Raw genomic sequence first — 14837 nt, 5'->3', positions numbered from 1 at the left:
CGCCGGGCTGTAGTCGCCCACCGGGGGCGCCGCGCACACTGGGAGGTGTGCGCGGCGCTCCATCCCTTGCACCACCCCGCACGTCTTGCGTTCTGAGGAGTCACCGTGGCCATCTCGGTCTTCGACCTGTTCTCGATCGGCATCGGCCCGTCCAGCTCCCACACGGTCGGCCCGATGCGGGCGGCCCGCATGTTCGCGCGCCGGCTGCGCAACGAGGAGCTGCTGGACTCCGTCGCCTCCGTCCGCACCGAGCTCTACGGCTCGCTCGGCGCGACCGGGCACGGGCACGGCACCCCGAAGGCGGTGCTGCTCGGCCTGGAGGGCGAGTCGCCGCGCACGGTGGACGTGGAGGGGGCCGACGAACGGGTCGAGCAGATCAAGGCCGCCGGACGCATCCGGCTCCTCGGCGAGCACGAGATCCCGTTCGACTTCGACGCCGACCTGAAGCTGCACCGCCGTAAAGCCCTGCCGTACCACGCGAACGGCATGACGCTGTGGGCGTACGACGCGGCGGGCGCCGAGCTGCTGTCCAAGACGTACTACTCGGTGGGCGGCGGATTCGTCGTCGACGAGGAGGCGGTCGGCGCCGACCGGATCAAGCTGGACGACACGGTCCTCAAGTACCCCTTCCGCACCGGCGACGAGCTGCTGCGCCTCACCCAGGAGACCGGTCTGTCGATCTCCGCGCTGATGCTGGAGAACGAGCGGGCCTGGCGCACGGAGGAGGAGATCCGGGCCGGGCTGCTGGAGATCTGGCGGGTGATGGGGGCGTGCGTGTCGCGGGGCATGTCGCGGGAGGGCATCCTGCCCGGCGGCCTCAGGGTCCGCCGCAGGGCCGCCATGTCGGCACGCCAACTCCGGGCGGAGGGCGACCCGTTGGCGCACGCGATGGAGTGGATCACGCTCTACGCGATGGCGGTGAACGAGGAGAACGCGGCGGGCGGGCGGGTGGTCACCGCCCCCACGAACGGCGCGGCCGGCATCATCCCGGCGGTCCTCCATTACTACATCAACTTCGTACCCGGCGCCGACGAGGACGGGGTCGTCCGCTTCATGCTCGCGGCCGGCGCCATCGGCATGCTCTTCAAGGAGAACGCGTCCATCTCCGGAGCCGAGGTCGGCTGCCAGGGCGAGGTCGGCTCGGCGTGTTCGATGGCGGCGGGCGCCCTGGCCGAGGTGCTGGGGGGCAGCCCGGAGCAGGTCGAGAACGCCGCCGAGATCGGCATGGAACACAACCTCGGCCTCACCTGCGACCCCGTCGGCGGCCTCGTCCAGATCCCCTGCATCGAACGCAACGGCATGGCCGCGGTGAAGGCGGTGACCGCCGCGCGCATGGCGATGCGGGGGGACGGGTCCCACAAGGTGTCCCTCGACAAGGTCATCAAGACGATGAAGGAGACGGGGGCGGACATGAGCGTGAAGTACAAGGAGACGGCTCGGGGTGGGTTGGCGGTCAATATCATCGAGTGCTGAGGCAGCGGTCCCTGACCAGCACGTTCGTGTCTTTCAGTGCTGTCGGGGCCTTCCCTGCTTACTCGGCGGAAAATCCCCGAGAAGTCCCTGGGACAGGCTTGAAAGTCCCCGAAAAGTCCCCAGGAAATCTCACGGGATGAGCGTACGATCTAGGGTTCACGAATCCGCGATCTCGCTTCCCATCCGCCTGACCGCCGACCGTCGTCAGGACGTATCAAATCGATCCCTTGAGACCGACAGACCTGCTCTCCCCCGGGATCTGGCGTCCTTGGTGGCAGGGGGGAAGATAGACGAACTGTCCCGTGGGGTGTACCGGCGGGCAGACGCCCCGGAGACCGCACATTCAGACCTCGCCGTGTGCGCGGGCTCCTCACGCTGCCGTGGGTGGTGAGTCCGCCCTGGCCCTGAACGAGCTGATCGACGACATCCCCACGGCAGTGCACATCGCCGTGCCGCGCGGTACACACCGCCCCACGATTTCTTACCCGCCGACCGTGGTGGCGCAGTATGCCTCGAAGACCTTCCCCCTCGGAGCCGAGCGGTTCGAAGCAGCCCCGGGAGAGACCATCCCCGTATACAACGCAGCCCGCAGCGTCGTCGACGCGATGCGCCACCGCAACCGTGTCGGCGAACTCCAGCACATCGCGCGCGGGTTGGATACCCTCTCCGTCATCCGTCCTGCCGTAGAGGCGGTGCTCGCCTGACGGCCAACCCGGCGCGCGACACCACGGCCGGCCGCGTCTACAACCGCCTGTGCAACCTGACTCGCCGCAACAGCCGGTCCACAGGCGAGATGATGGCTTGGCATGATGGCTCAGACAGGGAGCTGTGTAGGTCGAATCATTGCCTTGCCGAGGAGCGGAGAGCGCAAGGGGAGCGCGGACGCCTTTGGACGGTGCGACACGGGGGTGCGATACGCGTCACCTGTGAGGAGTTGGGCATCATGATGGCGGCCTACAGCATGGGCTGGCGCCCCGAGTTGGCTCCGGCTCGGATCTCGACTTCGCGAAAGCGGTCGCCCTGCTCCCGTCCGTGCGCTTCGCGCTTATCCGGGTAGGAGTCCGGATGGGGTTGCTGCTGCCGGGCCCGAGCCGGTGGGCGGCCTGTTCGCGATCGTCTTCCCGTTGACGCTGATCTCCAGCATCTACGTCTCCCCACAGAAGATGCCCCATTGGCTGGGCCAGGCCACCCTCTGGCACCCCCTCTCCTCCACGGCCAGCGCCACGCGAATGCTCTTCTGCGCACCGACGGGACAGGGGCCGTCCCGGCCGGCGAAGCATGCGTTGCTGCTGGCGGGGGTGTGACCAGCGGCGACGTTGTGTTCCTGCTGTTGGTGGTGCGGAGGTTTCGGAGGCTCAGCCGGTAGGCACGCCTCTTCGTCCTTTTCTGGAAAGCGAGTTCGGCCGATTCCGTTGCTGGGCGTGAGTCGTACCGCCATGCTTTCGGACATGGATCTGGGGGATGTGCCAAGGCCACACGCAGCGATGGTGGACGTGTTGAGTCAGGAGCTCCACAGGATTCGCGCCCTCGGCATGCTGCGGCTGCACGAGGCGGGCCTCGTCGAGCTGCCGGGAGTGCTCGCGCGATCCACAGGTACGGACGGGCGGCCGGGACCGAGGGAGGGGGAGGTCGACACGGTCGCGGTGGAGAACGCACTGCGGCGCGCGGTCGACGGGCTCGACCCCGGACAGCGCGAGGTGGGCCTGATGACCTTCGGTCTGCTGCCACGCACGCGTGCTCTGCCGGGCAAGGAGCGCCGGGACAGGGCTGCCGAGCTGGCGGACGTCGGCTTCGATCGCTTTCGCAAGCACCACGAGAAGCTGCTCATCCGTCAGGTCGCCGAGGCGATCCTGGCCGGAGCCGAAGCTGTGGGAGTCGGCGCGCCGGTGACGAACGGTGACGCGGCCGGGCCGGGGACCGTCGTGCCCGCCCCGACACCGTGGCCGGTGGTCGAAACGCCTGAGGCGTACCCCGCGCCCGGGTCGTCCGGACCGCCTGCGCCCTTGCGGACGGGGCGGCATCGGGTGGCCACGCGCTTTCCGCATGGCGAAGTGACGATCACCCTGCACGTCGCGCCCATCGAGCTGATCGAGGACGTCGATGTTCTGGTGTCGTCGGAGAACATCTACTTCGAGATGTCCAAGACGTTCCGCCGCACGGTCTCCGGGAGCCTGCGCCGGGCGGGGGCGACGAAGGACGCCGGCGGGCGGATCGTGGACGATGTGATCGCGCGTCAGTTGAAGTCCTGGAGCGAGCGCTCGGTGCCGTCCGGGCTGCCCGTGGCCCCCGGCACGGTGGCGGTGACCCCGGCGGGCGCACTGGCGGCGCGCGGGGTGCGCAGAATCTTCCATGCGGCGGTCACCACTCCGTCCGCGACCGGGAACGGCTACGAGACAGCGCCGGAAGCCGTCGCCCAGGCGGTCCTGCGTGTCTTCAGGCTGGCGGGTGAGGAGCGAGAATCCGGCAGGCTCCCGCTGCGGGCCGTCGCGCTGCCCTTGTTCGGCGCGGGGCGCGGCGGCCTTGCCGCGCGCGAGAGTGCGGAGGCTGTTCTCGGGGCGCTGGAGATCGCCCTTGCGACCGACCCCGACTGGTCGGTGCACCTGGTGACACGCAACGCCGTCAGCGCGGCCGCCGTACTGGACGCACTCGCCGCCCGACGCCGGTGAGCCGGGCGGTGCGACGGTGATGGCCATGACGGCTGGGGACGGCATGCTCAGTCGGCTTCGGTGAGGCGGTATTTCTTTGTCTCGCCTTTGGGTAGGTGGATGATGACCCACCCGTCCTTGATGACGTACAGGTAGCCGTGATTGCTCGCCCGGTAGCCGTCTGTGGTGGGCTCGGCGGGGACGGTGATCTGCTCGGACTTCTTGTGGCGGGCGTCCTGGTGGAGCCAGGTGCCGTTGTAGTAGATCTTTCCGCTCACGGTCTGGCACAGCCGGATGAGGTTCGATTCTGTCGTGTAGGTGTGCAGCAGTGTCGCTCCGGCGCCGTCCGGGATGTGGGCGGCCACGGTGGCGGGGCAAGGTGGTCCGGCCCTGAGCGGGAGCGCGGTGGACGGATCGGCGGAGTTGTTCATGAACCAGAACACGCCGCCGCCGATCACCGCCAGCGCCACCACCAGCCCCGTGACGAGCCACGGTGTGCTGCCGCGTCGGCGGGTGCGCGCGGGTGCAGGCGTCTGCTGAAGTCGGGGGGCCACCTGCGGCACCGGCTGCGCGGGCGGCGTGACGTGTTTCTGTGGCTGCGGTTGCACATGCGGTCGAGGGTGGGGCCGGGGCGTCTGGAGCGGAAGGCCGTTCGCCGGACTCGGCCCCGGTCGCGGGGCGGCCCGCTGGTGCTGGGCCGCCCGTCGGTGCTGGGAGGCGTAGTCGTCCAGGACGCGCAGCGCGTCGTCGCGGTAGGAGGGCGGGCGGCCGGAGGTGAGGAAGGCCGTGTGCAGGGCGTTATGCCAGTCGGCCGCGCTGGGCCGTGTACTCGTCGAGAACGGGTCGTCGAGCGCGCGGCCGAACATCTGTCGTAGTGTCGGGTCCAATCGGGCAGGGAATCCCGAGGGCTTGATCCACTGCCCCTTCCGGGGGCCTTGCGGCCAGCGCGGACCGCCCGGGTTGAGGAACAGGCCGCGGTAGAGCGCCAGGGCGAGGGCGAAGCGGTCGCTGAACCGGTCGTGTGCCGGGATCACGTCGGCGATGCGGCGGGGATCTGTCCACTCCTGCGTGGCGACCCCGTGCGTGGCCGGCTTGCTCCACGAGGTCAGCCCGTCGCAGTCGATCAGATATGCGTGTGTGTCCTGTCCGCGCCACACGAGGTTCTTCGCGGACAGGTCCCCGTGGGTGAGCTTGAGATCCTCCAGCTCCTTGAAGATGTCGCACACACGCAGGAGTACACCGACGCGTACCCGGGCCTCGGGCGGTGTCGGCTCGGCCCGGGCCAGGTAGAGGAAGTCGAGCGTACGGGCCGCCTGACGGCCGTCCGCGTCCGTGAACATGAAGGACTGCGGGATGAGGGGCAGCACGACGCCCGCCACACTGCCGCCCTTGCCGTGGATCACGTCGATGGGCCAGTTGATGGACGATTCGGCGGTCGTGGCGAGCCCTCCGCGTACAGCGGAGCCCTTGCCCTTCTCGGCGCGGCGCACGGCCTCCTCGCCGAGGAGAGCCAACTCGTGCAGCCGGTGGACCTCGGACGTCGCGGACACGGGAGCCTTGTACTCCTTGTAGACCCGCTCCACTCCGTCCTGGTCGGTGCAGTGGTACAGCAGCCCCTGGCCGCCGTCTTTGTTGAAGGGGTGCGGCGCGACATGGTATCTGCGGCCGAGCCTACTGTTCATGGCGCGCATCGGTCATCCGTCCCACGACTGCCGTGACCACACCACTAGAGCGGTCCGGTCGTCGTGCGAGCCGCGGCGCCGGTAGCGCAGCGAGTCCGCCATCGCGGCGGCGTCGCAGGGCTGTGCCCAGCGTTCGGCGAGCCAGGCGCGCACCGCGGGTGAGCCGAAGGCGTCCTCAGCCAGCCCGTCCGAGGCCAGGATCAGACAGTCGCCCGGGCTCTCCTCAGCCAGCGAGGCATACTCGGCCAGCTCCGCGGGAGCGGGGTGGGGCAGCGCGGCGGAGACCCGGTTGACCGGTCCGCCGTCGCGAGGGAAGACGGTCTCCCACTCCGCCCCGGCCAGCCGCATCACCGCACAGTCCCCGACCCGGGTAGCCCAGCCGGTGCCCGTGGCAGGGAGCAGTACCAAGACGGCCGTACAGGACAAGTCCCTGTCCGTCAGGCCCAGGCTCCCCACCGTGCGAAAAGGCACCAGCCGCGCGCATGCCGCCTCAAGGACACCGCCGAGTACGGCGCGCGGGTCGGCCGCGAGCTGTCCGGCAGTGACCGTGCGGGCCGTCTCGCACAACAGGGAGGACAGGAGGGTGGCCCCGATCTGCGAGGTCGACGGACGTGAGCCCAGGCCGTCGCAGACCGCCGCGACCAGCAGTGAGCCGTCGTCGGAGAGGGTGAACTGGTAGGCGTCCTGTGCTGTGCTGCCGCCGTTCAGGTGCGACTGCCCGGCGAGGCTCGCCGCGCCCAGCCATCGGTCGCCCAGTAGTCCGCCGTCGGCCCGCAGCCCGGGCAGCGAGGTCGTGGGCGGCGCGAGGCGGGGGAGCGGAAGCGGTTGCAGGTGGTCGCCCACACACGGTGCGTCGGTGGGCAGGGTGCGGGGTGGGGCGACGGACGGAAGAGTGAGGGGCGCCGTGCTCTCTCCGGCGGATGGGCAGGCGTCGGTGCGGGTCTCGGCATCAGACGGACCGGGGGCGAGAACGTGCTCCACGGTGGCAGCCTCGGGCTCAGTCGGCGGGCCCGTGGGGATCGGCGGCCCGGCCGAGGGCAGCGGGCCCCTGCTCGCCGTCTCCGGATCACCGGGGGCGCCGTGCCGGGAACCCCTAGGCTGGACATCCCCCGTGTCCGTCGTGGTGAGTTCCCCGTCCGGGGCGGCGGCCTCGTGGTCTGCTACGGGGCTCCGGTCGCCGGCGTCGCCCGCTTCTGGAGCCGCGTGCCGGCCCCGGCGGCGGCCGAAGGGTGTGCTGAAGAGGGTCACGCTCAGTTCACCGTGCGCTGGTCGAGCGGGAGTTGGGTGAGCTTCGTTCCGTCGAGCGGCACCGAGAGCGCGCCCCCGGTGGTCGAGGAGAAGCTGCTGGAGGTGGTCCGGATGCTCCTCAGCACCGTGCGCAGGATCTCGCGCACGGCCGTCCCCGGGTCGCTCTCGTCGGTGAAGAAGGCGAAGCCCGTCGAGACCCGCTGGATCGCGTCCCGGTTCGCCTGACCGAAGCCGAAGCTCACGATCTGCGCCCCGTACTTGTCGTCCCTGGAGGTGACCTGATCCCGGGTGTGGGTCCAGTCGACGCCCGCGTTGTGCTCGCCGTCGCTGATGAAGAAGATCACCGGTTGGTGATAGGCGCTGCCCTTGCCGAGGCCCTTGATGCCGTCGCGCAGCGCGTCACCGGAGGCACGCAGCCCCTCGTCGAAGTTGGTGCCGCCCTGCGGTGAGAGCACGGGCATGTCGGCGTACGCTATGTCGGTCAGGGGCAGAACGGCCTCGGCCCGGTCGGAGAAGGTCACCACAGCGAGCCGTGCGATCTCGCCGGTGGCCGGGTCGCCTTTGATCGCCGACTTGATCTCGGGGAGGGCTTCGTTGACGGCGGTCATGGGCGGCCCCGCCATCGAATACGAGACGTCGATGCAGAGGCAGACGGGAAACACGGCGGGGCGTTCTACGTTCGAGAATGCAGACATTCCTGTCCTGACGTGGTTCGGTGATCGAAGAGGGAAAAGAGGAAATGGGCAGAAGAACCGCCGTACGGGAACGGCGCGTTTCCCGCATTCCTGTTTCTCTGTCCGACTGCAATGTGATGTCGGCGCGGAGGACGAGTGGACGTCATTGCGTCCGGAATCGAACGCGCCGAAAGGTGCGGTTGTGCAAGCCCGTGCAGTTACTGATAAAAGTATGCACGTGTGTGGGCGGTCGGTCTGTGGTTTCGGCCAAATACCCGGAAAGAACCCGGAAGGCGCCCGGATTTCACCTCGGGCCGGGCGCGAAGCCCAGCCCGAGCGCGAAGCCCAGTCGAGGACAGGCCGCCGGGCCGGCGGTGTCAGGTCCCGGTGCCGTCCGGGGCGTCCGGGGGCCCGACCCTGACCCGGAAAGGCTTCAGCAGTTCATCGACCCACCGCACGCCATCCGCGTCGTCGAGGTCACGCGCAGGTTCGTCGGTGGCCTCCAGCAGATCGCTGTGCGCGCAGCGGTCGAACAGCACCAGCGACACCTCCGGGAAAGCGAGCCTCGACCCGTAGAGGAAGCCCTGCGCCCAGGGGGCCTCGGCGCGAAGCCAGTGCGCCCAGCGACGGGTGAAGGCGTACTCCGTGGGCTTGGAGCGCACCAGCCAGTCGTCCTCCTGCTGAACGGCATTGAGGTCGAACAGGCTGTGCAGCGAGAGCAGCGCCACGTCGCCGGCCAGCCGAACCTGTGAGAGCCGCTTGCCCTCCAGCTCTCTGCGCGGCAGGACACGGGTGGGACTCGCGCCGTCGAAGCTGATGTCGCGCAGCAGCCTCTCAGCCAGCGCCGTCGTCGGTTCGGGCGCCGCGTACAGGTAGGAGTAGGGGGCATTGGGGGTGCCGTCGAACCGGCCGCCGCCGAAGTGGTGGTCCTGGGGCGTGGGGTTGAACTCGACCGCCTCGCGCTTGCGCGAGTGCACCCTGTACAAGACCCGGCCGGCCTCCCAGTCGACCCGCTTCGGTTCGGCCGTGCCTTTGTCGGGCAGTCGTGCGCCTCGGGCCATGTCAGTCCTCCTCTCCCACGACGCTCGCCGCAGCGAGCAGTTGTCCGTCCAGACCCCTGCCCAGCAGGGTCGCTGGGGGCGCGGCCAGCCAAGGGTTGGGGCCGAGCCACCAGTCGGCCACGCCCCAGGGATCTTCCGCGGCGCCCAACAGGCGATTGACGGCGACGACCACGTCCCGGGGCCGGCCGGAGCCGTCGAACTGGAAGGCCGGTAGCCCCTCCGTGCCGTCGCAGCGCCGCAGGCGGATCAGCTCGGGGGCAGTCGCCTCGACACCGAAGTTGTCCCTCAGGTCGTCCTCGGAGAGCGCGGGCTCCGCCAACAGCCGCTCGTACGGCGAGGGTTGATCCTGCACACCGTCCGACACGGAAGGCCCGGTCGCATACGGTCCCGCCGACCGGTCGCCGAACGAGGCGAACGAGGCCAGCAGTACGTGCGGCAGGGGCGACGGCGTGCCGCTGAACCGCCGCTCGACCGCGCGGACCTCCTCCTCCGGCAGCGCGGCGCGCAGATGGGCCGCGACGGCACGGGCCACCGCCCGCTGCCGCCCCTCGTCGCCCCCTTCGGCGGCCAGATCGAGCAATGCGTCGAGTTGGTTCCGGTCTTCCGGGGTGAGTTTCTCTCGTATCCCCTGCCGATCTCTCGTCAGCGCGCCGATGAGTCGTGCCTCGTCCTCGTCCATGCGCCCCCCTCTGGGATCGGGATGGATCCGTACGGTAGTGAGGTACCGTACTTTTGGCAATTGACCGGTCTTGATAATCGGGTGGCTGTATAGCATTCGGCGGGCCTGGCCGACGGAATTCCGGAAGTTCGCCCCGGAGCCTCGGCCTGAAGTCCGGCGGGGAACGCCGCGAGCCGTGCGCAGCGGTCGGGCGCGGAAATGGCATATGCCGAATCGGGGTGGGGAATGACTGGAAACGCAATGGGCGGCACCGGCCAGGAGGAGCTGCTGGAGCGGGTGGCCGAGTTGTTGGAGGCCGCCGAGCGGTCCCTGGCGGCGGAGGCTCGGCGCGAGCCGCCCGACCTGGGTGAGGCCGAGACTCTGCTCGCCACACTGTGCGCCACGGTCACGGACGCCCAGCAACGCTTCGTGGTGTACGAGATGTCCCTGACCGCCGCGGCGATGCGCTGTGCCCGAGAACCGGCGGGCTATCGGCTCGACCGGCTGCGCGAGCGGTTCGCCACCGTGTGCACGCTCGCCGCCGACCTGTGCGGCGACGGCGGACCGGAACCCGAGCGCCTCGCGAAGGTCGACCTGACCTGCGCCTGGGCCTTCCACGTGGCGGACCGCTTGAGCCGCGCCGAGCCCGGCGCGGCCCGTGACGCGGACGTGGACCTGATCGTCCGGCTGCTGGGCGACCTGCTGGACGGACCCGACCACGTTTTCGTCGCCGAACCCGCCCGGTGTCGAGCCGTCCTCGGCCTCGTCCTGTCCGACCGCTCGCGCTGCCCGGACTACCGCAACCCCGCACGGCTCGCCGACCGCCGGAACGCCATCGCGCTGCTCGCCGCCGCGCGGGCGGCCGACGATCTCGACACCTCGCTGGAGCCCGTCGTAACCTTCGAGTTCGTCCAGCTCTCCGCTCTCGACCTCGACGACCGCTTCCGCGCCGACCCCTCTCCCGCCACGGTCGAAGCCGGGGCCGAGGAGGCGCTCACCCTGCTCGACCTGACGGCGGCGTTGCTCGACGAGGACGAGCCGGAGAACGCGGCGGAACTGGGCACGCTCCTGTGCGATCTGCTGCTCGAACTCTCCACCACCCAGCGGCATCAGGGCCGGGCCGTCGACTGGTACCGGGCGGCGCTCGCTCGTCCCGGCCTGACGGATGAGATCACGCTCGGCCTGAAGAAGGGGCTGCTCCACGCCCTGTGCTCGCGCTCCGAGGAGAACCGGAGCGCGCAGCGGGCCGGCGACCCCACCCCGGCGCGGGACCGCGAGGCCGCCGTAGAACTGGTGGAGGCGGTGTTGGCGGCGCACCCCGCGACGCACTCCGCCGCGCGTGCCGCCGGCGCGGGTGGAAGTTCCGCGGTGCACGGTGCGGCGGTGGACGACGAGTTCGTGTCGTACTTCGACACCCTCGTCCAACTGCTCTGGCAGGACTTGTCGGAAGGCGTACTGGGCGACCGGCAGCACGACCGGCTCGCGGTGTGCGCGCGGCAGCTCATACCCCTCATCGGGCCGGAGGACGACGACCGGGCCGAAGTCGTCCTCAAGGCCGCGATCGTGCTCGGGCAGCGTGCCGTACGACGGGGGATGCCCCTGACCTACGGTGTCGTCGAACAGGCCGTCAGGGCCGGCCGGCCGGAATCCGTCATCGCCATCGAACGCACCGCGCCAGACGTCGTACGGGATGTCCGCGAGGCCGTCGACCTGCTGCGCACCGGGGTGGGGCTCTACCCGCACGACAACGAACTCCACCTCTACGCACAGGGGTTCCTCGGTGTGGCGCTGCTGCTGGACTTCGCCTGTCGGCTGCCCGTGGCCGAGCCCACGGTGCTGGGCGAGGCGCTGCGCCGCATGCGGGTGGCGCTGGAACGTCTGCCCGAGCGCGCCGGGCTGGGGGACGCCGACTTCAGGGGCTCGTTCCTCATCGCCCTGATGTACCGGGTCTGGTACGCGGAACCCTTCGTACGCTCGGCGGCCTCCCCGAACGGCCGGGCACTGCCCGACGTGTCTGGGTTCCCGACTGTCGAGGACGACGTGCAGTTGCTCAACGCGGTGCTCAGCGCCTCCGACGAGGAGGAGCCCTACTTCGCCTTCCTCCTCGTCATGGTGCGGCTGCTGCGTTCCCCGAACTTTCCCCCCTCCGTGGCCGATTCCCAGGCTTGGTCGGAACGGCTGCGACGGGCCGCACCCCAGCTGGAGGCCGAGGCGACCGGCCTGAGGGCGATCATGCTGGGTATCGCGGGCGTCCTCGGGCTCCGTGTCGAGGAGGCGGGCGAGGCCACCGACGCCGAGCGGAAGGCCACCCGGTCCGCGCTCAAGGAGGCGATCGCCCTGCTCCCCCAGGAATCGCCGCTGCGCGCACCCGTGGTGGCCGCACTGAAGCGGCTAGGTCCAGGCGACGTACGGCAATTGCTCGGACTCTTTCTGGGCACCTCGCGGGAGGAACCGAAGGAGGAGAACACGCGGGAGGCCGAGTACCGGTCCCGGGCGACAGGCGTCCACGATGTGCGGAGCGGACAGCCGGCGCACGACCGCACCGGGCCGGACCCGTCCGCCGGCCCGGCCGCCCTCCGTACGGTGCAGGTGCTCGACCTCGGCGCGGCCGTCCTGCTCGGCGACGGTACGCCCGACCCCTTCGCGGTCCCTGCCACCCGGGTAGCCGAACTGGTAGGTGCCGAGGAGCCGTTGAGCGCGCCCGCTGCCGCGACCCTGGCCGTGCTGCACCATCACCGCTGGCTGCGGGACCGCGACGGCGAGGACCTGGAGACCGCTGTCGCCCTCGCGCGCAGGGCGGTGGCCACTCTCGGCACGGCCGGCGTCCCGGTCTCCACCGCGACCGGCCTCGCGGACCGTTGCGCCGAGTTCCTGGCCCGGCTGCTCCTGGACCGGCACCTCGTTCTCGGCGACCGTACCGACCTCGACGCCGCCACCCGCGCCTACGCCGCGCTCATCGAGCGCACCTCCGGGGACGTGGTGCTGCCCCCGCTGAGCGAACTCCTCGTGGCCGCCGGTGACCCCCGGGTGCCCGCACGCCTCTTCCGGCCGACGCCTCCGCAGCGGACGGCTCCCTTCCGCGCCGAACTGCTCGCCGTCATCTCCACGGGACCGGTGGCGCACACAGGCCTGAACGTCTCCGCATCCCCGGCGGACGCACTCAGCGCGCTCCCGGACGGTCACCCCAGGCGCCCGGCCCTGCACGCCGAACTAGTGCGGCGTAGGGTCGAACAGGCCCTTGCCAAGGACGACTTGGCGGCTGCGCGAGCCGCCGCCGAGGAACTCCTCGACGGGGCCGCCGCCTGCCCGGAGGAGGGCATGCAACGCCCGAGCCTGCTCCTCAGGGCCACCGCGACCCTGTGCGACCTGCTCCGGACGGGGGACACGCGGGTCCCCGCCACCGATGCCCCGCACCCCATCCCCAACCGCGATCACGATCACGAGCAAGCGCTCGACGCCCTGCTCGACCGCGCCGTCACCGTGCTCGGCACCGAGACCGAGCACGGCACGCACGGCTACCACGGCTCCCGCAGCCGCTGCGCGTACGGCCTGAGCGTTCTGCTGCTGACCCGCCACGGGCGCACCGGCGACGCGGCCGACCTCGACCGGGCGCTGCGGGGGCTGCGCGACCGGTGGGCGGTGCTGCACACCGCACCCGGCGATCCGCTCGCCCGCGCGGTCCTCCGGGCGCTCGCCGACGCGTACCGTGCCCATGGCCCAGCCGACGCCGAGCACCGCAGGGACGCCCGGGACACCGCCCGGGCGCTGCTGAACGCCCATGGCCGCGCGGTCCTGCTCCAGTCCGGCACGGGACACGCCCTGGAGGCTGCCCGCGCGGTCTCCTCAGACATGCTCCGCCTCCTGCGCTGGAGCCTGGAGGACGAGGAACCCGGCACGGCGTACGAGGCGCTGGAACTCGGCCGCGGGCTCGTCCTCAACGCCGCCACCGTCGGCGTCACGGTGCCGCAACTGCTGCGCAACGGCGGGCACGACGGGCTGGCCCGGCGCTGGGAGGAGGAGGCGGGCGGCGGCGAACGGCAGGTTGTGTCCGACGGCCTGCGCCGCCAGGTCCTCCAGGCCTTCGCCGGGAGCGCCGCCGAGAAACGGCTGGTGTCCGCGCCGAACCCGGGCCGGGTCGGCCAGGCGCTACGTCGTCTCGGACGCGACGCGCTGGTCTACCTCGTGCCCGGCGAGGACGCGGGGACGGACGGTGCCATGGCAACCTCCGGACACGCGGTGATCGTCGGTGCCACCGGCACGGTGGAAGCGCTCGCGCTGCCGGGTCTCGTCGTCTCCGAGGACAGCCCACTCGGCGCCTACGACCTTGCCGCCGAGGCCTTCCGCAGCGCCGCCCGCGCCGACCGGCCCGCTCCGGGAGATCCGGAGGTCATGCACACCAACTACGAACGCCGACTCGCGCGCCTGGAACAGCGGTGGCGAAACGCGCTCGACGGGCTGTGCTCCTGGGCGGGCGAGGTGGCCATGGGCCCGGTGCTGTCCGCGGCCCGCACCCGGTACGGCCGTACGCCCCGGTTGGTGCTGGCACCAGTGGGCGCGCTCGGTGCGGTGCCCTGGCACGCGGCCCGCTGTGCGGACGGCCGGGCCGGTGCCGCGTACGCGTGTCAGCGGGCCGCGCTGCAGTACTGTGCCACCGCCCGGCAGCTCATGGAGGTGGCCGACCGACCCCGAGCCCGGCCGGACGCGGGCTCGGTGGCCGTGGTCGCCGACCCGCAGGGCTCCTGGCGGATGCGCCGGGAAGCCGCGTTGGTCGGCTCGCTGTACAAGGGGACACAGGTCGTCGGCGGCCTCGGCGAACACGCCCTCACCGACGCGCCGCCGCCACTGCCTCCCGTATCGGACTCCCTGAGAGCGTTCCTGCCCGGCCACAGCCGGGTTCCGACCGCCGTACTCCATGTCAACTGCCATGCGGACACCGGGCTTTCGCCCGCGGACTCAGTGCTCCGGCTCACCGCCAGGCAGTGCGTCACGGTCGCGGACGTGCTCGCGGGGGCCGTCGATCGCGACCCCGGGACGCCCGGTGGGACCGTTGTCCTCGCCAACTGCACCAGCGATCTGACGGTGAGTGACCACGACGAGGCGCTCACCCTGGCCACGGCCTTCCTCAGCGCCGGCGCCACCGCGGTGGTCGGATCTCGCTGGGACGTGGCCGACGACCCGCGGACCACCGCGCTCATGCTCGTCCTCCACCACCGGCTGCGCGCCGGGGACCCGGCCGGAGACGCTTTGCGTGCCGCCCAATTATGGATGCTGGACCCGCGGCGGACCGTGCCAAACGAACTCGCCGCGTGCGGCGGCGTGTTCAGGGAGGCGGAACAGCGCGGCATGGACGAACTGGAGGTGTGGTCCGCCTTCGCCCACCACGGGCAGTAGTCGAG

9 protein-coding genes are annotated in these 14837 nt (G+C 71.0%); 4 read left to right on the top strand and 5 right to left on the bottom strand.

Annotation, left to right across the window (positions count from 1 at the left end; all coding sequences use genetic code 11):
* Positions 1 to 105 precede the first annotated feature (105 nt).
* The 3 genes from ACWDEW_RS06730 to ACWDEW_RS06720 all read left to right on the top strand — a co-directional run bounded on the left by ACWDEW_RS06730 (position 106) and on the right by ACWDEW_RS06720 (position 4139).
* Positions 106 to 1473, top strand: a complete 1368-nt coding sequence (locus ACWDEW_RS06730) for an L-serine ammonia-lyase (protein ID WP_450510288.1) — start codon at positions 106 to 108, stop codon at positions 1471 to 1473.
* Positions 1474 to 1853: 380 nt separating this feature from the next.
* The gene (locus tag ACWDEW_RS06725) at positions 1854 to 2177 is read left to right on the top strand and encodes a type IV toxin-antitoxin system AbiEi family antitoxin domain-containing protein (protein WP_450510286.1); all 324 of its coding nucleotides are present in this window, start codon (positions 1854 to 1856) and stop codon (positions 2175 to 2177) included.
* Positions 2178 to 2969: 792 nt separating this feature from the next.
* Positions 2970 to 4139, top strand: a complete 1170-nt coding sequence (locus ACWDEW_RS06720) for a macro domain-containing protein (RefSeq protein ID WP_450510284.1) — start codon at positions 2970 to 2972, stop codon at positions 4137 to 4139.
* A gap of 47 nt (positions 4140 to 4186) precedes the next feature.
* On the opposite strand, the gene ACWDEW_RS06715 is transcribed toward ACWDEW_RS06720, so the two are convergent.
* From ACWDEW_RS06715 to ACWDEW_RS06695, 5 genes are all read right to left on the bottom strand, one after another.
* Positions 4187 to 5800, bottom strand: a complete 1614-nt coding sequence (locus tag ACWDEW_RS06715) for a hypothetical protein (RefSeq protein ID WP_450510282.1) — start codon at positions 5798 to 5800, stop codon at positions 4187 to 4189.
* A gap of 12 nt (positions 5801 to 5812) precedes the next feature.
* Positions 5813 to 7048, bottom strand: a complete 1236-nt coding sequence (locus ACWDEW_RS06710; protein WP_450510280.1) for a protein phosphatase 2C domain-containing protein — start codon at positions 7046 to 7048, stop codon at positions 5813 to 5815.
* Between the two features lie 2 nt (positions 7049 to 7050).
* Positions 7051 to 7743 (bottom strand): vWA domain-containing protein, encoded by a 693-nt coding sequence (locus tag ACWDEW_RS06705; protein ID WP_450510278.1) that lies wholly within the window; start codon positions 7741 to 7743, stop codon positions 7051 to 7053.
* A gap of 356 nt (positions 7744 to 8099) precedes the next feature.
* Positions 8100 to 8783, bottom strand: coding sequence for an RES family NAD+ phosphorylase (locus ACWDEW_RS06700; RefSeq protein WP_450510276.1), 684 nt, complete (start codon positions 8781 to 8783; stop codon positions 8100 to 8102).
* Between the two features lies 1 nt (position 8784).
* Positions 8785 to 9462 (bottom strand): DUF3168 domain-containing protein, encoded by a 678-nt coding sequence (locus tag ACWDEW_RS06695; RefSeq protein WP_450510274.1) that lies wholly within the window; start codon positions 9460 to 9462, stop codon positions 8785 to 8787.
* Positions 9463 to 9687: 225 nt separating this feature from the next.
* On the opposite strand from ACWDEW_RS06695, the gene ACWDEW_RS06690 reads away from it, so the two are divergent.
* Entirely contained in the window at positions 9688 to 14832 is a 5145-nt protein-coding gene (locus tag ACWDEW_RS06690) for a CHAT domain-containing protein (protein WP_450510272.1), read from the top strand.
* Positions 14833 to 14837 lie beyond the last annotated feature (5 nt).

It is taken from the genome of Streptomyces sp. NPDC001100, assembly GCF_053598575.1.
This window is presented reverse-complemented; position numbering and strand designations above follow the sequence as displayed.